The 19,918-nt window shown below is 74.0% G+C and carries 15 protein-coding genes; 1 reads left to right on the top strand and 14 read right to left on the bottom strand.

Features of this window, described 5'->3' with window-relative positions; translation table 11 throughout:
* Positions 1-105 precede the first annotated feature (105 nt).
* The 7 genes from QWY28_RS08995 to trpC all read right to left on the bottom strand — a co-directional run bounded on the left by QWY28_RS08995 (position 106) and on the right by trpC (position 10,696).
* Positions 106-1,575, bottom strand: a complete 1,470-nt coding sequence (locus tag QWY28_RS08995) for a glutamate synthase subunit beta (RefSeq protein WP_300952158.1) — start codon at positions 1,573-1,575, stop codon at positions 106-108.
* Positions 1,568-6,112 (bottom strand): glutamate synthase large subunit, encoded by a 4,545-nt coding sequence (gene gltB, locus QWY28_RS08990; protein ID WP_300952156.1) that lies wholly within the window; start codon positions 6,110-6,112, stop codon positions 1,568-1,570. The genes QWY28_RS08995 and gltB overlap by 8 nt, the downstream gene beginning before the upstream one ends.
* 188 nt (positions 6,113-6,300) lie before the next feature.
* Positions 6,301-7,215 carry a prolipoprotein diacylglyceryl transferase gene (lgt, locus tag QWY28_RS08985; RefSeq protein WP_300952154.1) on the bottom strand — a complete coding sequence of 305 codons (915 nt, stop codon included), beginning with the start codon at positions 7,213-7,215 and terminating at the stop codon, positions 6,301-6,303.
* Positions 7,212-7,814, bottom strand: coding sequence for an SCO family protein (locus QWY28_RS08980; RefSeq protein ID WP_300952152.1), 603 nt, complete (start codon positions 7,812-7,814; stop codon positions 7,212-7,214). The genes lgt and QWY28_RS08980 overlap by 4 nt, the downstream gene beginning before the upstream one ends.
* Positions 7,807-8,637 carry a tryptophan synthase subunit alpha gene (gene trpA, locus QWY28_RS08975; protein WP_300952150.1) on the bottom strand — a complete coding sequence of 277 codons (831 nt, stop codon included), beginning with the start codon at positions 8,635-8,637 and terminating at the stop codon, positions 7,807-7,809. The genes QWY28_RS08980 and trpA overlap by 8 nt, the downstream gene beginning before the upstream one ends.
* Positions 8,634-9,917: a tryptophan synthase subunit beta gene (trpB, locus tag QWY28_RS08970; protein WP_439117241.1), complete on the bottom strand. Its 1,284-nt coding sequence runs from the start codon at positions 9,915-9,917 to the stop codon at positions 8,634-8,636. The genes trpA and trpB overlap by 4 nt, the downstream gene beginning before the upstream one ends.
* Positions 9,914-10,696, bottom strand: a complete 783-nt coding sequence (trpC, locus tag QWY28_RS08965) for an indole-3-glycerol phosphate synthase TrpC (protein WP_300952148.1) — start codon at positions 10,694-10,696, stop codon at positions 9,914-9,916. Before trpC ends, trpB begins: the two co-directional genes overlap by 4 nt.
* Before the next feature lie 152 nt (positions 10,697-10,848).
* Between trpC and QWY28_RS08960 the strand changes: the two genes are divergently transcribed.
* Positions 10,849-11,226 (top strand): DUF4190 domain-containing protein, encoded by a 378-nt coding sequence (locus QWY28_RS08960; protein WP_300952146.1) that lies wholly within the window; start codon positions 10,849-10,851, stop codon positions 11,224-11,226.
* A gap of 19 nt (positions 11,227-11,245) precedes the next feature.
* On the opposite strand, the gene QWY28_RS08955 is transcribed toward QWY28_RS08960, so the two are convergent.
* From QWY28_RS08955 to QWY28_RS08925, 7 genes are all read right to left on the bottom strand, one after another.
* Entirely contained in the window at positions 11,246-11,647 is a 402-nt protein-coding gene (locus QWY28_RS08955) for a DUF2752 domain-containing protein (RefSeq protein WP_300952144.1), read from the bottom strand.
* Positions 11,648-11,654: 7 nt separating this feature from the next.
* Entirely contained in the window at positions 11,655-11,849 is a 195-nt protein-coding gene (locus QWY28_RS08950; RefSeq protein ID WP_300952143.1) for an HGxxPAAW family protein, read from the bottom strand.
* Positions 11,850-11,962: 113 nt separating this feature from the next.
* Positions 11,963-12,589 (bottom strand): Trp biosynthesis-associated membrane protein, encoded by a 627-nt coding sequence (locus QWY28_RS08945; protein WP_300952141.1) that lies wholly within the window; start codon positions 12,587-12,589, stop codon positions 11,963-11,965.
* Positions 12,582-12,929 carry a phosphoribosyl-AMP cyclohydrolase gene (hisI, locus tag QWY28_RS08940; protein WP_300952139.1) on the bottom strand — a complete coding sequence of 116 codons (348 nt, stop codon included), beginning with the start codon at positions 12,927-12,929 and terminating at the stop codon, positions 12,582-12,584. The genes QWY28_RS08945 and hisI overlap by 8 nt, the downstream gene beginning before the upstream one ends.
* A gap of 45 nt (positions 12,930-12,974) precedes the next feature.
* Positions 12,975-16,025 carry an Ig-like domain repeat protein gene (locus QWY28_RS08935; protein ID WP_300952137.1) on the bottom strand — a complete coding sequence of 1,017 codons (3,051 nt, stop codon included), beginning with the start codon at positions 16,023-16,025 and terminating at the stop codon, positions 12,975-12,977.
* A gap of 180 nt (positions 16,026-16,205) precedes the next feature.
* Positions 16,206-18,002: an ABC transporter ATP-binding protein gene (locus QWY28_RS08930; RefSeq protein WP_300952136.1), complete on the bottom strand. Its 1,797-nt coding sequence runs from the start codon at positions 18,000-18,002 to the stop codon at positions 16,206-16,208.
* Positions 17,999-19,813: an ABC transporter ATP-binding protein gene (locus QWY28_RS08925; protein WP_300952134.1), complete on the bottom strand. Its 1,815-nt coding sequence runs from the start codon at positions 19,811-19,813 to the stop codon at positions 17,999-18,001. The genes QWY28_RS08930 and QWY28_RS08925 overlap by 4 nt, the downstream gene beginning before the upstream one ends.
* Positions 19,814-19,918 lie beyond the last annotated feature (105 nt).

The following is a 19,918-nucleotide window of genomic DNA, read 5'->3' as shown; positions in this document are numbered from 1 at the left end:
CGAGGTTTTGAACGTTCCAACACCGAACCCCCGGACAAGACGACAGGGTCGGCCCGCCCGGTTCCCCGGACGGGCCGACCCTGCTCGGCGCGGGTGGTGGCCCGCTCAGACCATCAGCGGCCGGTCGGTCGGCTTGACCGGCGCGGGCAGCGCCGTCGTGCCGGTGAGGTAGGTGTCGACCGCGGCCGCGGCGGCGCGGCCCTCGGCGATCGCCCACACGATGAGCGACTGCCCACGGCCCGCGTCGCCGGCGACGAACACGCCCGGCACCGAGGTCTGGTAGCCGAGGTCGCGCGCCACGTTGCCGCGCTCGTCGAGGTCGACGCCGAGCTGCTCGACCAGCCCGGGCCGCTCGGGACCGGTGAAGCCCATCGCGAAGAGCACCAGCTCCGCGGGGATCTCCCGCTCGGTGCCCTCGATCTCGACCAGCTTGCCGCCCTCGAAGACCACGTCGACGAGCTTGAGCGCGCGGACGTTGCCGTCCTCGTCGCCGAGGAACTCCTTGGTCGAGACGGCGTAGACCCGCTCGCCGCCCTCCTCGTGCGCCGAGGAGACCCGGAAGGTCATGGGGTACGTCGGCCACGGCTGTCCCGCAGGCCGGCTCTCCGGCGGCTCGGGCATGATCTCCAGCTGGGTGATCGAGGCCGCGCCCTGGCGGGTGGAGGTGCCGAGGCAGTCCGCGCCGGTGTCGCCGCCGCCGATGATCACGACGTGCTTGCCGGTCGCGGTGACCTGGCCCTCGACGGTCTCCCCCAGCGCGGCCCGGTTGGCCTGCGGGAGGAACTCCATCGCCTGGTGGATCCCACCGAGCTCGCGGCCCGGGGCCTGGAGGTCGCGCGGGACGGTCGAGCCGATGGCGACGACCACGGCGTCGTACCGCTCGCGGAGCCTCTCGGCGGTCAGCGCGTCGCTGCCCACCTCGACGCCGGCTCGGAACACCGTGCCCTCTCGCCGCATCTGGTCGAGGCGGCGGTCGAGGTACTTCTTCTCCATCTTGAACTCGGGGATGCCGTAGCGCATCAGCCCGCCGATCTTGTCGGCCCGCTCGTAGACGGCGACGGTGTGACCGGCCCGGGTGAGCTGCTGGGCGGCGGCGAGGCCCGCCGGGCCCGAGCCGATCACCGCGACGGTGCGGCCCGAGAGCCACTCCGGCGGCTGCGGGCGGACGTACCCGGAGTCGAAGGCGCGGTCGGCGATCGTGACCTCGACGTTCTTGATGGTCACCGGGTCCTGGTTGATGCCCAGGACGCAGGCGGCCTCGCACGGGGCGGGGCACAGCCGGCCGGTGAACTCCGGGAAGTTGTTCGTCGCGTGGAGCCGGTCGATCGCGTCGTCCCAGTCCTCGCGCCAGACCAGGTCGTTCCACTCGGGGATGAGGTTGCCCAGCGGGCAGCCCTGGTGGCAGAACGGGATGCCGCAGTCCATGCAGCGGCCGGCCTGGGGGCCGATGATCGGCAGCAGCGCCCGACCGGCCGAGCCCGGGTAGACCTCGTCCCAGTCCTGGACGCGCTCGTCCACCGGGCGCCGGGTCGCGACCTCGCGACCCTCCTTCAGGAATCCCTTCGGGTCAGCCATGGAGGGCTCCCATCATCGCGTTCGCGGTCTCGTTCTCGTCCAGCCCGTCGGCCTCGGCCTTCGCCTTGGCCTCGAGGACCTTGCGGTAGTCGGTCGGCATGACCTCGGTGAACCGGGCCAGGGCGGCCGGCCAGTCGGCCAGCAGCGACGCCGCGACCTCCGACCCGGTCTCCTCGTGGTGCTCGCGGACCAGCTGCTCGAGCTCGGCGGCGGCGTCCCCGGTGACCGGGCCGAGCTCGACGAGCTCGGTGTTGACCCGCTGCGGCTTGAGGTCGAGCACCCACGCGACGCCACCGGACATGCCGGCCGCGAAGTTGCGCCCGGTCTTGCCCAGGACGACCACGCGGCCGCCGGTCATGTACTCGCAGGCGTGGTCGCCCACGCCCTCGGTGACCGCCCACACGCCGGAGTTGCGGACGCCGAAGCGCTCGCCGACCCCGCCGCGCAGGAAGATCCGGCCCGACGTGGCGCCGTAGCCGATGGTGTTGCCGGCGATGATCTGCTCCTCGGAGCGGAACGGCGCCGAGCGGTCGGGCCGCACGACGATCCGGCCGCCGGAGAGGCCCTTGCCGACGTAGTCGTTCGCGTCGCCCTCGAGCCGCAGCGTCATCCCCGACGGCACGAACGCGCCGAAGGACTGGCCCGCCGAGCCGGTGAAGGTGATGTCGATCGTCCCGTCGGGCAGCCCGGCGCCGCCGTACCGCTTGGTCACCTCGTGGCCGAGGATCGTGCCGACGGTGCGGTTGACGTTGCGGATCTCGACCTGCGCCCGCACCGGCTCGCCGCGCTCGAGCGCGGCCTCGGCCAGCGGGACGAGCGTGGTGACGTCGAGCGCCTTCTCCAGCCCGTGGTCCTGGCTGGTGGTGTTGCGCAGCGACGCCCCCTCGGGCAGCTCGGGCACGTGCAGGACCGGGGTGAGGTCCAGCCCGGCGGCCTTCCAGTGGTTGACCGCCGCGGCCACGTCGAGCGTCTCGACCCGGCCGACGGCCTCGTCGATGCTGCGGAAGCCGAGCTCGGCGAGGTACTCGCGCACCTCCTGGGCGATGAACTCGAAGAAGTTCACGACGTACTCGGCCTTGCCGTTGAACCGCTCGCGCAGGACGGGGTTCTGCGTGGCGACGCCGACGGGGCAGGTGTCGAGGTGGCAGACCCGCATCATGATGCAGCCCGAGACGACCAGCGGCGCGGTCGCGAAGCCGAACTCCTCGGCGCCGAGCAGCGCGGCGACGACCACGTCGCGACCGGTCTTCAGCTGCCCGTCGGCCTGCACGACGATGCGGTCGCGCAGGTTGTTGAGCAGCAGGGTCTGCTGGGTCTCGGCCAGGCCGAGCTCCCAGGGACCGCCGGCGTGCTTGAGCGAGGTCAGCGGCGAGGCGCCGGTGCCGCCGTCGTTGCCGGAGATCAGCACGACGTCGGCGTGGGCCTTGGACACACCGGTCGCGACCGTGCCGACGCCGACCTCGGAGACCAGCTTCACGTGGACGCGGGCCGACGGGTTGGCGTTCTTGAGGTCGTGGATCAGCTGCGCCAGGTCCTCGATCGAGTAGATGTCGTGGTGCGGCGGCGGGCTGATCAGGCCCACGCCCGGCGTGGAGTGCCGGGTCTTGGCCACCCACGGGTAGACCTTGTGGCCGGGCAGCTGGCCGCCCTCGCCGGGCTTGGCGCCCTGGGCCATCTTGATCTGGATGTCGTCGGCGTTGGTGAGGTACTCCGCGGTCACGCCGAACCGGCCGGACGCGACCTGCTTGATCGCGCTGCGTCGCTCGGGGTCGTGCAGCCGCTCGGGGTCCTCGCCGCCCTCACCGGTGTTCGACTTGCCGCCGAGCCGGTTCATGGCGATCGCCAGGGTCTCGTGCGCCTCCTGGCTGATCGAGCCGTAGGACATCGCGCCGGTGGAGAAGCGCTTGACGATCTCCGAGACCGGCTCGACCTCGTCCACGGGGATGGGGTCGCGGCCGGTGACCTCGGCGCCCTTGAACCGGAAGAGCCCGCGCAGCGTCATCAACCGCGCCGACTGCTCGTCGACGCGCTCGGTGTACTGCTTGAAGACGTCGTAGCGACCCGCCCGCGTGGAGTGCTGCAGGCGGAAGACCGTCTCGGGGTCGAACAGGTGCGGCTCGCCGTCGCGGCGCCACTGGTACTCACCGCCGGTCTCCAGCTCGCGGTGCGTCGGCGAGATGCCGCCGCGGGGGTACGCCGTGGCGTGGCGCCGGGCGACCTCCTCGGCGATGGTGCCGAGCTCGACACCGCCGAGCTTGGAGGTCGTGCCGGTGAAGTACCGGTCGACCACCGACGAGGACAGGCCGACGGCCTCGAAGATCTGGGCGCCGGTGTAGGAGGCGACCGTGGAGACGCCCATCTTCGACATCACCTTGAGCACGCCCTTGCCGAGCGCCTTGACCAGGTTCTTGACCGCGACCTCGGGCTCGGTGGTGACGTAGTAGCCGTCGCGGGCGAGGTCCTCGACGGACTCCATCGCGAGGTAGGGGTTCACCGCGGCGGCGCCGTACCCGACGAGCAGGGCCACGTGGTGGACCTCGCGGACGTCGCCGGCCTCGACGAGCAGGCCGACCTGGGTGCGGGTCTTCTCCCGGACCAGGTGGTGGTGGACCGCGCCGGTGAGCAGCAGCGACGGGATCGGCGCGAGCTCGGCGGTCGAGTGGCGGTCGGAGAGCACGATGATGCGTGCGCCCTCGGAGATCGCCTTGCTGACCTCGGCGCAGATCTCGTCGATGCGGCGGGCCAGCGCCTCGCCGCCACCCTCGACCTCGTAGAGGCCGCGGGAGACGTGGGTGATGAAGCCCGGCATGTCGCCGTCGCGGTTGATGTGGCGGATCTTGGCCAGGTCGTCGTTGGAGATGACCGGGAAGGGCAGCACGACCTGCCGGCACGACGCCGGCTGCGGCTCGAGCAGGTTCGACTCCGGGCCGATGGTGCCGTTGAGCGAGGTGACGAGCTCCTCGCGGATGGCGTCCAGCGGCGGGTTGGTCACCTGCGCGAAGAGCTGGTTGAAGTAGTCGAACAGCAGCCGAGGCTTGTCGCTCAGCGCCGCGATGGGCGTGTCGGTGCCCATCGAGCCGATCGGCTCCGCGCCGCTGTTGGCCATCGGCGACAGGATGACCCGCAGGTCCTCCTGGGAGTAGCCGAAGACCTGCTGGCGACGCGTGACCGAGGCGTGGGTGTGCACGATGTGCTCGCGCTCGGGGATGTCGTCGAGGTGGACGAGACCGGCGTGCAGCCACTCCTCGTAGGGGTGCTCCGCGGCCAGCTCGGCCTTGACCTCCTCGTCCTCGATGATCCGGTGCTCGTCGGTGTCGACGAGGAACATCCGGCCCGGCTGCAGGCGGCCCTTGCGGACGACCTTCGCGGGGTCGATGTCCAGCACGCCGACCTCGGAAGCCAGGACGACGAGGCCGTCGTCGGTGACCCAGTAGCGCGAGGGGCGCAGGCCGTTGCGGTCGAGCACGGCGCCGATCTGCGAGCCGTCGGTGAAGACCACGCAGGCGGGCCCGTCCCAGGGCTCCATCATCGCGGAGTGGAACTCGTAGAACGCCCGGCGCTGGGCGTCCATCTCGCCGTGGTTCTCCCACGCCTCGGGGATCATCATCAGCACGGCGTGCGGCAGCGAGCGGCCGCCCATGTGCAGCAGCTCGAGGACCTCGTCGAAGGACGCGGAGTCCGAGGCGCCCGGGGTGCAGATCGGGTAGAGCCGCTCGAGGTCGCCGGGGATCAGGTCGGACTCGAGCAGCGCCTCGCGGGCCCGCATCCAGTTCCGGTTGCCCATGACGGTGTTGATCTCGCCGTTGTGGGCGATGTAGCGGAACGGGTGCGAGAGCGGCCAGCTCGGGAAGGTGTTGGTCGAGAACCGCGAGTGCACCACGGCCATGGCCGAGGTCATCCGCTCGTCGCGCAGGTCGGGGAAGACCTCGTCGAGCTGCGCGGGGGTGAGCATGCCCTTGTAGACCAGGGTGCGCGAGGACAGCGACGGGAAGTAGACGTCGGTCTCCCGCTCGGCGCGCTTGCGCAGGCAGAAGGCCATCCGCTCCAGGCCGAGGCCGGTCAGCCGGCTGCCCTTGCCGGCGACGAAGAGCTGCTCGAAGGTCGGCATGACGCCGAGCGCCGTCTGGCCGAGCGGCGAGGGGTCGACCGGCACCTCGCGCCAGCCGAGGACCTCCAGGCCCTCCTCGTCGGCGATCTCCTCGACGCGGCGGCGCGTGGCGGCCACCGCCTCGGCGTCACCGGGCAGGAACGCGGTGCCGACGGCGTACGCGCCGCGGCCGGGCAGCTCGAAGTCCACGACCTCGCGCAGGAACGCGTCCGGGACCTGGAGCAGGATGCCGGCGCCGTCGCCGGAGTTGGTCTCGGCGCCCGCGGCTCCGCGGTGGTCGAGGTTGAGGAGCGCGGTCACGCCCTGGCGGACGATCTCGTGGCTCGCCTCGCCCGACAGGTTCGCGACGAAGGCCACACCGCACGCATCGTGCTCGTGGCTGGGGTCGTAGAGCCCTTGGGGCGGCGGGAACGCGTGCGAGTAGGGCACTGGGTTCTCCCGTCGTCGAGCCGGTCCCGGGCGGAGGCACCGTGGTGGCTCCGGACCGGAGAGGCCGGCTGGTCGGCACATGCAGGGTTCAGCGGTGCGGGCGCGGGGCCCGGGAAGCTGAGGTGGGGTGCAGGGACGACGTTGGCCCACGCGGAGCCGTCAGGTTACCACCGCGTTGCGCGCCGAAGTCATCCAGCGACGTCGCCGCGGACGTCGGACATCTCACGCCCCGTGTCCGGGCCGCCGGCGGGGCGGCCGTCGGTGTGGACGCTGTCCTCCCGCCCGGGGTGGCGCCGCGCGGACCAGGCGAAGTACGCCGCCGCGAGGACGAACAGCACGATCGAGGTCCACACGTTGAACCGCAGGCCGCCGACGTCGGACAGCTCGACGTCGTCGATGCGCAGCATCTCGATCCAGCCGCGCCCCAGCGTGTAGGCCATCACGTAGAGCGCGGCGACGCGGCCGTGGCCGAGCCGGAAGCGGCGGTCCAGCCAGACCACCAGGGCGAAGGCCGCGAGGTTCCACAGGCACTCGTAGAGGAACGTCGGGTGGAACGTCGCCTGGTCGAGGTAGCCCGACGGGCGGTGGGCGGCGTCGATCTCGAGCGCCCACGGCAGGTCGGTGGGCTTGCCGAAGAGCTCCTGGTTGAACCAGTTGCCCCACCGGCCGAGCGCCTGGGCGACCAGCACCGTCGGGGCGATCGCGTCGAGGACCGGCAGCAGCTTGATGCCCTTGAGCCGCGCACCGATGATCACCCCGACGGCGCCGAGCGCGATCGCGCCCCACACGCCGAGGCCGCCGCGCCAGATGTACAGCGCCGTGACGGGGTTGTTGCCCTCGCCGAAGTAGCGGCCGCTGTCGGTGGCGACGTGGTAGAGCCGGCCGCCCACGAGACCGAAGGGCACGCCCCAGATCGCGAGGTCCTGGATGTCGCCGGCGGTGCCGCCCCGGGCGACCCAACGGCGCTCGGAGAGCCACACCGCGACGACGATGCCGAGGATGATCGCCAGCGCGTAGCCGCGCAACGGCACCGGCCCGAGGTACCACGTGCTCTCGGACGGGCTGGGGATGCTCATCGCCAGCACGCCGGCGCCGAGGCTCATGCGTCCCCCAGCAGCGTGGAGATGTCGTGGGCGAACTGCGCGGCCGAGGTCGACTGCCGCCAGAACATCGGCGCCTGGTCGTTGCCGTCGACGGCGATCACGTAGGTGCTGTGGCTGTCGAGGCCGTAGCCGCCGGAGTCGAGCTCCTCACCGTCGGCGACGAACACGCCGACCGACTCCGCGACGGCCGCGGTCGTGTCGAGGTCGCCGCGCACCCCGACGTACGTCGGGTCGAAGCGGTCGAGGTAGTCGCGCAGGACCGGGCCGGTGTCGGTGGCCGGGTCGGTGCTGACGAAGGCCACCTCGACCTGCTCGCGCTCGGCGTCGCTGAGCTTGTTGAGCCCGGAGGTGAGCGTCTGCATCACCAGCGGGCAGACGTCGGGGCACTGGGTGTAGCCGAAGAAGACCAGCGTCAGCCGGGCGTCGGTGTCGTCGGCGAGCGAGAACGGCTGGCCGTCGGTGTCCTCCAGGGGCGTCGCGGCCACCTCGAAGGGCGGGTCGACCACGCTGCCGGTCACCTCGGGCTCGTCGCTGCCCCCGCAGCCGGCCAGCAGGAGCGCACCGGCCAGGACACCGGCGAGGCCCGGACGGCTACGCACGGCGCACCCCGCCGGCCAGGTCCTCGGTGAGCGCGGTGAGGGCGCGCAGGCCCGCGGCCCGGTCGTCGGGGTGGTCGAGCAGGCAGCGCACGAACGCCGAGCCGACGATCACGCCGTCGGCGTACGCCGCCAGCTCGGCCGCCTGGTCGCCGTTGCTGACCCCCAGGCCGACGCCGACGGGCAGCTCGCCGCCCGCCGGACGGAGCCGCGTGGCGCGCTCGACCAGCGGCGCGGCGAGGTCGCTGGTGGTCGCGCGGGCACCGGTGACGCCCATGACGGCGGTGGCGTAGACGAAGCCGCGGCAGGCGGCGGTCGTCATCGCGATCCGCTCGTCGGTCGAGGACGGCGCCACGAGGAAGACCTTGTCCAGGCCGTGCTCGTCGGCGGCGGCGATCCACTCCGGGGCGCTGTCGGGGGTGAGGTCGGGGGTGATCAGCCCCGCTCCTCCGGCGCTCGCGAGGTCGGCTGCGAAGCGCGGCACGCCGTAGCGCTCGACCGGGTTCCAGTAGGTCATCACGACCGTCGGCACGCCGGTCGCCGCGACGGCCTCGACCGTGCGCAGCACGTCGGTGGTGCGCACGCCGCCCTCGAGCGCGGCCTGGGCGGCCGCCTGGATGGTCGGCCCGTCCATGACCGGGTCGCTGTAGGGCAGGCCGATCTCGATGACGTCGCAGCCGGCGTCGACCATCGCACGCAGGGCGTCGATGCCGCCCTGCACGTCGGGGTAGCCGGCCGGCAGGTATCCCACGAGGGCCGCGCGGCCCTCGGCGCGGGCCGTCGCGAACGCCGTCGCGGTCGTCGGGGTGGTGCTCACGGTGCTCATCCGACCGGCTCCTCGGTCACGTCGTCGGAGACCTCGGCGTCGGTGCGGCCCAGGCCGAACCACTCGATCGCGGTCCCCATGTCCTTGTCGCCGCGACCGGAGAGGTTGACCAGCACGGTCGCCTCGGGACCCTTCTCCGCGGCCAGCTCGCGGGCGACGCGCAGGGCGCCGGCGACCGCGTGGGCCGACTCGATGGCCGGGATGATCCCTTCGGTCCGGCTCAGCAGCGCCATCGCCTCCATCGCCTCGGCGTCGGTGACCGGCGTGTACGTCGCCCGGCCGGTCGCCGCGAGGTGCGCGTGCTGGGGGCCCACGCCCGGGTAGTCCAGCCCGGCGGAGATCGAGTGCGACTCGATGGTCTGCCCGTCGGCGTCCTGCAGCACGTAGGTCCGCGCGCCGTGCAGCACGCCCTTGTCGCCGGCGTGGATCGTGGCCGCGTGGCGCGGGGTGTCGACCCCCTCGCCGCCCGGCTCGAAGCCGTGGATCGCGACGTCCTCGTCGTCGAGGAAGGCGGTGAACAGCCCGATCGCGTTCGACCCGCCACCCACGCACGCGGCGATCGCGTCCGGCAGCACGCCGTACCGCTCCAGGCACTGTGCGCGCGCCTCGTCACCGATGCCGCGGGTGAAGTCGCGGACCATGCTCGGGAAGGGGTGCGGCCCGGCGGCGGTCCCGAAGAGGTACGCCGTGTGGTCGACGCTGGCGACCCAGTCGCGCAGCGCCTCGTTGATGGCGTCCTTGAGGGTGGCGCTGCCGGACTCGACCGGCACGACCTTGGCGCCGAGCAGGTGCATCCGCGCGACGTTGAGCGCCTGCCGGCGGGTGTCGACCGCGCCCATGTAGACGGTGCAGTCGAGCCCGAAGTAGGCGGCCGCGGTGGCGCTGGCGACGCCGTGCTGGCCGGCGCCGGTCTCGGCGATGACGCGCGTCTTGCCCATCCGCTTGGTCAGCAGCGCCTGGCCGAGGACGTTGCGGATCTTGTGCGCGCCGGTGTGGTTGAGGTCCTCGCGCTTGAGCAGGACCCGGGCGCCGACCTGCCGGCTGAGCCGCTCGGCGTGGTACAGCGGGCTGGGCAGGCCGCCGTACTCGCGCAGGATCGCGTCGAAGTCCGCGACGAAGCCGGGGTCGGCCATCGCCTCCTGCCAGGCCTCGGTCAGCTCGTCGAGCGCGGCGACGAGCGCCTCGGGCATGAACCGCCCGCCCCAGCCGTGCTCGGGACCGCCGAACCAGCCGCGCTCGTCGGCGTCGTAGCTCGTCGTGCGGTGCACCTCGGTCGTCATGCCCCTGCTCCTGTCATCGCGCGGACGGCGCCCTGCGGGTCGCCGTCCTTGACCAGCGCCTCGCCGACGAGCACCGCGCGGGCGCCCTCGCCCACGAAGCGCTCGACGTCGCTGCGCGAGAAGATCCCGGACTCCGCGACCTTGACCCGGTCGTCGGGAACGAGGGGGGCGAGCCGGCCGAAGGTGTCGGCGTGGATCTCCAGCGTCTTGAGGTTGCGCGCGTTGACGCCGACCAGCTCGGCGCCGAGCTCGACCGCGCGCTCGGTCTCGGCCTCGTCGTGGACCTCGACCAGCACGGTCAACCCGAGCTCGCGGGCCTCGTCGTGGAGGCGTCGCAGCTCGTCGCCGGACAGCGCGGCCACGATGAGCAGCGCCAGGTCGGCGCCGGCGGCCCGCGCCTCGACGAGCTGGTAGCTCGACACGATGAAGTCCTTGCGGAGCACCGGCACGTCGACCGCCGCGCGGACCGCCCGGAGGTCGGCCAGGCTGCCGCCGAAGCGCCGCTGCTCGGTGAGCACGCTGATCGCGGCGGCGCCGCCGGCGGCGTACTCCTTCGCGAGCACCGCGGGGTCGGGGATGTCGGCGAGGTCGCCCTTGCTGGGGCTGCGCCGCTTGACCTCGGCGATGACGCTCGAGCCGGGCGCGCGCAGGTGCGGCATCGGGTCGCGCGGCGGGTCGACGTCGGCCAGGGCCGCGCGCACGTCGGCGAGGGGCAGGGCCGCCTCGCGCTCCGCGAGGTCGGCCCGGACCCCGGCGACGATGTCGTCGAGCACGGACACGGGTCCTCCTCGAGCTGGGAACGGGGCGTGATCAGGGGCGATCGGGGTCCGCGGACCTCGGTTCCGCCTCCCCAGAGTCTGGCACGCGGTCCGCTACGGTCCTCGCACGGGCCGGGCGCCGGGACCCGCCCCCGACACCCGGGAGAACCCGCATGAGCTACTCCGACCCGCCGCCGCCGTCCGGGCCGTTCGGTGGTCAGCCCCCGTACGGCGGGGACCAGCCGTACGGCGCCGGCCAGCCCGGCCAGCCGGCCAAGACGTCCGGCAAGGCGACCGCCGCGATGATCACCGGCCTCGTGGGCGCGCTGACCCTGTGCTGCGGCTTCTTCGTGGTCTCGAGCATCGCGGCCGTCGTGCTCGGCTTCCTCGCCCGCCGCGACATCGCCGCGTCTGGGGGCACGCTCAAGGGCGACGGCCAGGCCCTCACCGGGATCATCGCCGGTGGCCTCGGGATCGCGCTGTTCGTAGTCTCGATCCTGCTCGTGCTCACCGGCGTCGTGGACTACAACTTCGACTACAGCACGTCCTGATCCCCCGCGACCTGCCCGGTCAGGGTGCCAGCCAGGACCCGGCCGGCAGGTTGCGCACGACGGCGAAGACCACCGCCACCCCGCACAGCACGACGGTGCCGCCGGTGACGAGCCGGGGGTCGGGCTCGCGGGTCTCCCCGCGCCAGCGGCGGGCCACCCACCACAGGTAGAGGGCGGCGAGGACCGGCAGCAGCGCGACGAGGAGCAGGTTGCTCGACGCGGCGTCGGCGAGGCGGCCGTTGCCGAGGTCGTTGACGGCCCGCAGGCCGCCGCAGCCGGGGCACCAGAAGCCGAGCGCGGCGCTCGGGCAGGACCCCCACGAGCCGCGCCCGTGCGGGTCGCGCAGGTGGAGGGCGAGCGCGGCGGCCGCGAGGCCGCCGAGGGTGACCGCGGGCGCGAGGAGACGCCGGCCGCGGGTCACCGCGGGATCACCCGTGCAGGCCCATCTTGTCCATGACGATGAAGAGGACGAGCGCGCCGATCACGAGGGCGGCACCGACCCAGAACACCACGAAGCTGATCGGGTCGAGCATCAGCCCGACGCCGCCGACGATGAAGCCGATCATGGCGACCACGACGGCGGACCAGGCCGCGGGGGTGTTGCCGTGGTTGTCGTGAGACATGCGTGGAGCTCCTCGATCGGGTCGGGCGGCGCTGGCCCGGAGCGGGCCGGCGGAGGGCGGTGCAGCGCGCTGCAAGGTGGTGCGGGCCGATCCTAGCGACACCGCGGCGACGGTCAGGCCGTCGGGTCGCGCCCCTCGTCCATCGCCTTCCACAGGTCGATGTTGGTGGCGTCCTCGGGGGGCACGGTCGCCGCGGGTGCGCCTGCCGCGCCGGCCGGCGCGTCGTAGCGGGTGCCCATCTCCGGCCAGGTCGGGACCAGCCGCACCGCCAGCACGCTCGCGACGAGCGTCGCGACCGAGCCGAGGGCCGAGGCCCAGAACCACGCGGTGCGACCGATGTCGGGCACCGTGCCGGTGTCGTCGTACAGCGCGCGGACGTCGTCGACGGTCGCGGACCAGCCGACCACGACCGCGGCCACCAGCCCGACCGCCGCGACCGCGCCGAGGACGGCGACGCCACGGCGCACCCGCCGCCGGGTGACCAGCACGACGCCCCAGCAGGCGAGCACCACGAGCGCGGCCGCGGTGGCGGCGGGCATCTCGCCGGCGTCGCTCAGCGCGTACCCGGCCAGGGCCGCCGCTCCCCCGTCGTCCCCGGCCTCGGCCCACGGGCGGCTGCCGCCGACCGCGGCGAGCGTGCCGCCGGCGAGGCCCAGCAGGACGACCGGCCCGAAGGTCCGCCGGCCACCGGCCGCGGGTGCCGCGGGTGCGTGCTCGGGGCTGGGTGCGGGCTCAGCCACGGGTCGGCAGCTCCACCGCGTCGAAGCAGGTCCGGTCGCCGGTGTGGCAGGCGGCGCCCTCCTGGTCGACCTTGACCAGCAGGGTGTCGCCGTCGCAGTCCAGGCGTACCTCCTTGACCCACTGGACGTTGCCGGAGGTCTCCCCCTTGATCCAGTACTCCTCGCGCGAGCGCGACCAGTACGTCGCGCGCCCGGTCGTCAGCGTCCGGTGCAGCGCCTCGTCGTCCATCCAGCCGAGCATCAGCACCTCGCCGGTGTCGTGCTGCTGCACGACCGCCGGCACCAGGCCGTCGGCGGTGCGCTTGAGGCGGTCGGCGATGTCGGGGGCCAGGGAGCTCACCTGCCCAGTATCCCCGGGAGTGTCCCCGGCCCCCGTCGCCGGGGCTCAGCCCGGGATGCCGACCCGCACCTTCCGCGAGCCCGACGCGGTGAGGGTGTCGCCGGCGTACCGCACGGTGAACGCGTGCATCCCGTCGGCGAGCTGCCGCACGACGAGGCGGACGCGCCCGTCGCGGAGCAGCCCGGCGGCCACGACCCGACCGCGCTCGAGCACCCGCACCCGGCCCGTCGGGTCAGCGCCGGCGGCGGTGACGACGACGCGGAGGACCGCCGTGCGGCCGTCGGTCACCGTGGTGAGCCCGAGTCGCGGCGTCGCCTTGACCAGCGCACCGAGGGAGGCGGTGCGCTGGGTCGGCGCGAGCGTCGGGTGGGTGTAGGTCACGCGCACGCCCAGGCGGCGGCCGAGGTCGTCGCGGCCGACGCGGTAGGTCCGGTCCGTCGCCCCGGAGATGTCCCGCCCGTCCCGGAGCCACTGGTACGTCGCGGTGGCGTCGCCCGGGCTGTAGGTGCCCGCGGCGGCGCTGAGGGTCGCGCCCACCCGCGCCTTGCCGGTGACCGCCGGAGCGCGCGTCACGGTGACCTCGCCCTCGGCGACCGGGGCCGTCGGCAGCGAGGTGGCGGCCGTGTCCTCGTGCCGGTCGCGGCGCGCGGTGACCACGACGGTGAGGGGCTTGCCGAGGACGGCGGCGGTGGGCGTGTACGTCGCGCCGGTGGCGCCCGGGACGGCGGTGCCGCCGGCCTGCCACTGGTAGGTGAACGACGTCGGTGCCGGGGTCCACGAGCCCGGGGTCGCTCGCAGGGTGCCGCCGACGACCGGCGAGCCGGTGACGGCGGGTCGGACCGTGTTGGTGAGCTTCGCGAGGTCGGCGACCACGGCCGCCGTGCGAGCCGACTCCGCGACGCCCTCGGCGAGACCCGGCCTGCCTGCGGTCACCCGCACGGAGACCTGCTTGCCGACCTGGGCCGCACCGAGCACGAGCTCGGGGGTCGTGGCGCCCGGCACGACGACACCGTCGGCGAGCCACTGGTAGGCCAGGGTCGGGTTCTCGACCGACCAGGTGCCGGGGGTGGCGGTCAGCTTCTGGCCCTCGCGCGGGGTGCCGCTGACGGTGGGCAGCACGCGGTTCGCGACGGCGCCGCGGGTCACCGCGGAGGTGGCCGTGGAGGTGGCCGTCGCCTTCCCACCGTTGCCCGTGGCGGTGACCTCCACGGCGATCCGGCGGCCGACGCTCGCCTCGGTCGGGTCGAAGGTCCGCGCCGTCGCGCCGGGCACGTCGACGCCGTCGGCCGTCCACTGGTAGGCGAGGGCGGTCGGCGTCGAGCTCCACTCACCGGCCGTCGCGGTCAGCGTGGAGCCGGTGGCGGGGGTGCCGGTCACGGTCGGGAGCAGGCGGTTCTCGTAGGCCGCGCCGCCGAGCGGGCCGGCGCTGGGGCCGGTCTGCTGGGAGGTCAGGGTGAGCGGCTCGAGGCCGGCCTGGGTGCCGGTGACCCGGATGGAGTAGCGGACGCCGGAGGAGAAGAACGACGGCGTGAAGGTGTCGCCCGTGGCGCCGGAGATCGGCGAGCCGTCCGCCAGCCACTGCACGGCCAGCGTGGTGCCCGGGGACCAGGTGCCCTTCTGGGCGGTCATCGTGGTGCCGCCCTTGGCGCCGCCGGAGATCCACGGCCGCGCGGTGTTCTGCACCTGCGCGCGGCCGACGGTGAAGTCCACGCCGGAGGTCGGGCCGGTCACCGGCACGTCGGTCGCGGCGGCGAGGGTCGGGGCGTCCGGCCAGTAGACCCCGAACGGCTGCCCGCCGGTCGTGCCCGAGGCCCGCAGCCGGTAGGAGCGGTGCGCGACGCGCATCGACCACGCGCCGTTGGCGGCCGTCGTGCTGGTGGCGACGGGGTCGGTGACCTGGGTGACGACCGGGACGCCGTCGCGGATGTCGGTCACGAGGCGGTGGAAGGCCTCGACGGTCGCCGGGACGGCCGCACCTTGCGGGGTGCGGACGGAGCCGGAGAGCAGGCTGGTCGCGATCGTCCGCGCCGGGACCTCGGTCACCCGCTCGCCGGCGACGGTGACGTCGGCGGCCTGGTCGAGGCCGACGAGGCCGGGGAGGAAGCCCTGGCCGAGCCCGTCCAGGACGGCCTTCACGCGGTAGGTCCCCGCCGGGAGGGTCTGCTCGTAGTAGCCGTTCGCGTCGGTGGCGACCGGAGCCTGCAGCGCCTGCCAGGACCGTCGCAGGGTGTTGGTCCGGTGCTCCTTCGTGCGCACCTCGCGCAGGAACGAGAGGCTCGCGCGGCCGGTGTACGGCGTCCCGTCGGGGTTGACCAGGCGGCCGGTCACCCGGCCGGGCAGCGCGAGGGTCGCGTCTGTTCCGGGCCGGTCCTGCCGGTCGGCCACGACGACGTCGGTGCCCTCCTCGGGGATCTCGCCGCCACCGACGAAGGTGGTGGCGTAGCCGGTGCGGCTGAACCCGATCCGGTAGGTGCCGGGCTCCAGGGGCAGCGCGTAGGTGCCGTCGGCCGCCGTGGTCGCGGTCGGCAGGCCGGTCGAGGCCCAGCGCTGCTCGCCCCGGGCGTCGACGGAGAAGAGGTACGGCGTGACGGTCGCGCCGTTGAACGCCCGCCCGTCGAGGGTGCGCACCGTGCCCGACACGGTCCCGCCGGCCGGGCGTGCCGCGAGCACGACGGTGTCGACCGACCGGCCCGCGGCGGTCACCTCGAGGGCGGTCGCGGCGTCGCGCGTGCCGACGCCGTCGTACCACTCGGGGACGAAGGCCGGCGCCTCGAAGCCGACCACGTAGCCCTCACCCGGCGGCACGGCGACCACGAAGGCGCCGGTCGCGCCACTGGTCGCGGTGGCGACCGCGGTGTACGTCGTGCCGCCCGCCGTCACCGACCGCTGGCTGACCCGGACGGTGACGCCGGTGATGCCCGGTCCGCTGGCGCTGCCGGACCGCACGGTCCCGGTGATGTCCGCGGTGGTGGGCGCGGCCGGGTCGTCGAGCGCGGCGGCGGGCGAGGCGCTCAACGCGCCGAGCACGAGCGCCAGCGCGGTCAGCAGGACCACGAGCGGTCCGGTGCGCGGGCGGGCGAGCGGGGTGGCGGGCATGGGTCACCTCTCGTGGCGGGTGGCGCCGCCCCCGGAGGCGGAGCGGCGACCCTCCAACGACCCCGTCGGAGCCCTGTCACGGGCGCCCGGGGAGCAAAGGTGAAACCACCCGTGCCGACTAGCCCGAGCGGGCCATGCCGCCCTGGGGTGCCTCCCGTCCGGCCGCGCGAGCGCGCCCGGTCAGCGGCCCTGCTGGGCCACCCAGGAGGCGTGGAGACCGGCGTACACGCTGCCCGCCTCGGCCACGAGCGCGGCGTGCGGGCCGCGCTGGACCACCCGCCCACGGTCGACCACGACGACCTCGTCGGCGTTCTCCGCCGTGGAGAGCCGGTGGGCGATCGTGACCGACGTGCGCCCGGTCATCAGCCGCTCCAGGGCCCGCCCGATCCGCATCTCCAGGGCCGGGTCGACCGCGCTGGTCGCCTCGTCGAGGACGAGCAGGTCGGGGTCGGCCAGGTGGGCGCGCAGCAGCGCGACGAGCTGCCGCTCCCCCGCCGACAGCGACTCGCCGCGCTGGCCGACCGGCGTCTCGATGCCCCGCGGCAGGGTGGCGAGCCAGTCGCCCAGGCCCAGCTCGTCGGCGCTGGCGCGGATCTCGTCGTCGGTGGCGTCGAGCCTGCCGTAGCGGACGTTGGCGGCGAGCGTGTCGTCGAAGAGGAAGCCCTCCTGCGGCACGAGCACGACGCTGCGCCGCAGGGACGCCGACCCGAGTTCGCGGACGTCGACGCCGTCGAGCAGCACGCGCCCCTCGGTGGGGTCCATCAGCCGGGTCAGCAGCTTGGCGACCGTCGACTTGCCCGAGCCGGTCTCGCCGACCACCGCGACCCGGGTGCCGGAGGCGGTGGCCAGGTCGACGTCGCGGAGCACCAGCGGGCCGCCCGGGTAGGCGAACGAGACGTGCTCGAAGCGCACGTCGATCGGGCCGCGCGGCAGGACCGCGCCGTCCGGGCCGGGGTCGACCAGGTCGGCCGGCGTCTCGAGGATGCCGATGACGCGACGCCAGCCCGCGATGGCGTTCTGGGCGTCGGTGAGGATCTGGGTGCCCATCTGCACGGGCCCCACGAACAGCGTCACGAGGAACGCGAACGCGAGCACCTCGCCCGCGGTGATGTCGCCGCCCCACAGCCGTCCCTGGCCCAGCCAGATGCCGACGACGAGCACCCCGGCGTTGGCCAGCCCCGCGGAGACGCCGCCGAGCGAGAACGAGAACGCCGTGAAGCCCTGCGCCCGCGTGCTGGCCGCCTTGTGCGCGTCGATCGCCTCGTCGATCCGCCGCTGCGTGCGGTCCTCGACGGCGTAGGAACGCACGACGGCCGCACCGACGACCGGCTCGGACACGGCCGAGAGCATCAGGCCGACCTGGCGACGTACGGTGCCGTAGGCGTCGGAGAGCTTGCGCTGGAAGTAGCGCAGGGACAGGAACAGCGGCGCGAAGCACAGCCACACGACCAGCGCGAGCTGCCAGCTGTAGACCACCATCACGACGGTCGCGACGAGCACCTGCCCGACGCTCACGACGAACAGCAGACCGCCGAAGACGAGGAACTGGCTGACCTGGTCGACGTCGCTGGTGACGCGCGCGACCAGGGCCCCGCGGCGCTCGGTGTTCTGGGTGAGCAGGGGCAGGTCGTGGACGTGGCGGAAGGCCTTGGTGCGCAGCGTGGCCAGCCCGCGCTCGGCGGAGGTGAACAGGCGCGTGGTCATCGCGTACGACGCCCAGCTGGTCACCACGATGGCGAGCGCCGCGATGACGCCGGCCCAGACGGTGAACGAGACGTCCGGCCCGTCGGGGCCGTTGACGCCGCGGTCGAGCACCTGCTGGACCGCGATCGGCACGACGACCTGGCCGGCCGAGGCGAGCACGGCGAGCGCCAGCGTGCCGCCGATGCCCTCCTTGAGCTCGGGCGAGAAGTGCACGCCGCGGCGGAGGGTGCGGATCGCGCCGATCTCCTCGCCGGAGTCCATCACGGTGCTCATGCGGTCACCTCCGCGTGCTCGTCGTCGTGCTCCTGCTCGTAGGCGTTGACGAGGTTCGCGTACGACGCGCTGCGCGCCAGCAGCTCGGCGTGGGTGCCCCGGTCGGCGATCCGGCCGTCCTCGAGGTGGACCACCTCGTCGGCCAGCGCGATCGTCGCCTTGCGGTAGGCGACGACCACGAGCGAGGGGCCGTCACCGGACTCGTCGCGCAGCGCTGCCAGGATGCGCGCCTCGACCTCGGGGTCGACCGCCGAGGTGGCGTCGTCGAGCACCAGCAGCCGCGGCCGGCGCACGAGCGCGCGGGCCAGCGAGATCCGCTGCCGCTGGCCGCCCGACAGCGAGGTGCCGCGCTCGCCGAGGCGCGTGTCGAGGCCCTGCGGCAGGGCGGCGACGAAGCCGTCGGCCTGGGCGGCACGCAGCGCCGCCCACACCTCGTCGTCGCCGACGTCGGCACCGAGGGTGACGTTGCCGCGGACGGTGTCGTCGAAGAGGAAGGGGGTCTGCGGCACGGTGGCCACCGCCCGGGCGAGCTCGCCGCGGCCGAGGTCGCGCAGGTCGGTGCCGTCGAGCAGGATCCGGCCCGCGTCGGGGTCGACCAGGCGGCTGAGCAGCATCGTCAGCGTGCTCTTGCCGGACGCGGTGGCGCCGACGACGGCGACCGTGCGGCCCGGCTCGACGGCCACGTCGACCCCGTCGAGCAGGCGGCGGCCCGGGTCGTAGGAGTAGGCGAGGCCCTCGACGGCCAGGGCCGCCCCGCGGGCGCCGGACCCGGCGGCCGGGGCGGCCGGGCGGTCGCCGTACGGCATCTCGCCGGTCGCGTCGAGGACGCCGCGCACCCGGCGGTAGCCCACGACGCTGCGCGGGAACTCGCCGAGCAGCCAGCCGATCGAGCGGATGGGGAAGGAGACGATGGTGAGGAGGTACGCCACGGTGACGACGTCACCGGCGTCGGTCGCGCCGCTGAGGACCCGGGACACGCCGACCGCGAGCACGACGAGCACGCCGATGTTGGGCAGCGCGGCGAGCGTCGGGTCGAACGCCGCGCGGATGCGACCTGCCCGGACGTTGACGTCGCGCAGCTCGCGGGCGCGGGCGGCGAAGCGCTCGGTCTCCTCGCCCTCGCGGCCCAGCGTCTTGACGACCATGGCGCCGTCGAAGGACTCGTGCGCGATCTCGCTGACCTCCGCCCGCAGCTGCTGCGCGCGGGTCATCCAGCCCTGGGCGAGCCGCTGGTAGGCGACGTTGACGGCGATGACGACCGGGAAGATCGTCAGCCCCACCAGCGCGAGCACGAGGTCGGCCAGCAGCATCTGGACGACGGCGATCACCATCATCGCGACGGTGCCCACCGCCATCGGCAGCGGCGCGATCGGACCCCACGCGGCCTCGACGTCGGAGTTGGCGTTGGAGAGCAGCTGGCCGGTCGGGTGCCGCTGGTGCCACTCCATCGGCAGCGAGAGGTACTGCCGGGTGACGGCGCGACGGGTGTGGGCCTGCATGCGGTACTGCATGACGCCGGCGCCGAGCCGCCGCGCGACGATGCCGACCGCGCGGAGGATCGCGACGCCGAGGAACAGCCCGAGGACCGCGAGCAGCATGTCGGCGCCGACCTCGCCGGTCTCGAACGCCGGCAGCACGACGTGGTCCGTCGACCAGCCGAGCACCCACGCGTCGGCCACGGTCAGTGCCCCGAACAGCACGCTCCCGAGGGTCGAGACCGTGAAGATCCACGGCTCCCGCCGGATCGCCACCCACAGCACCCGGAAACCTGCTGCCGTGGACCCGCGGCCCTGCTCCTGCTCGTCCGTCACCCGCTCCTGCTTCCCTCGACCTCCGCCCAACAGCCGGGCCGCGCCACGATATTCCGGCCTCTCCCACCCCGCCGCAGCGGGAGCCGTGCCGCCGAGGTGGCAACG

This window comes from Nocardioides oceani (assembly GCF_030412965.1).
GTDB lineage: Bacteria > Actinomycetota > Actinomycetes > Propionibacteriales > Nocardioidaceae > Nocardioides > Nocardioides oceani.
The sequence above is the reverse complement of the archived record's forward strand: the minus strand, read 5'-3'. Positions and strand labels throughout refer to the sequence as shown.

Coding starts and splice junctions, on each gene's coding strand:
- QWY28_RS08935 (WP_300952137.1), bottom strand. CDS start 16,025: ATGCCCGCCACCCCGCTCGCCCGCCCGCGCACCGGACCGCTCGTGGTC.
- trpA (WP_300952150.1), bottom strand. CDS start 8,637: ATGAGCACCGTGAGCACCACCCCGACGACCGCGACGGCGTTCGCGACG.
- trpB (WP_439117241.1), bottom strand. CDS start 9,917: ATGACGACCGAGGTGCACCGCACGACGAGCTACGACGCCGACGAGCGC.
- QWY28_RS08950 (WP_300952143.1), bottom strand. CDS start 11,849: ATGTCTCACGACAACCACGGCAACACCCCCGCGGCCTGGTCCGCCGTC.
- QWY28_RS08995 (WP_300952158.1), bottom strand. CDS start 1,575: ATGGCTGACCCGAAGGGATTCCTGAAGGAGGGTCGCGAGGTCGCGACC.
- QWY28_RS08960 (WP_300952146.1), top strand. CDS start 10,849: ATGAGCTACTCCGACCCGCCGCCGCCGTCCGGGCCGTTCGGTGGTCAG.
- QWY28_RS08930 (WP_300952136.1), bottom strand. CDS start 18,002: ATGAGCACCGTGATGGACTCCGGCGAGGAGATCGGCGCGATCCGCACC.
- lgt (WP_300952154.1), bottom strand. CDS start 7,215: ATGAGCCTCGGCGCCGGCGTGCTGGCGATGAGCATCCCCAGCCCGTCC.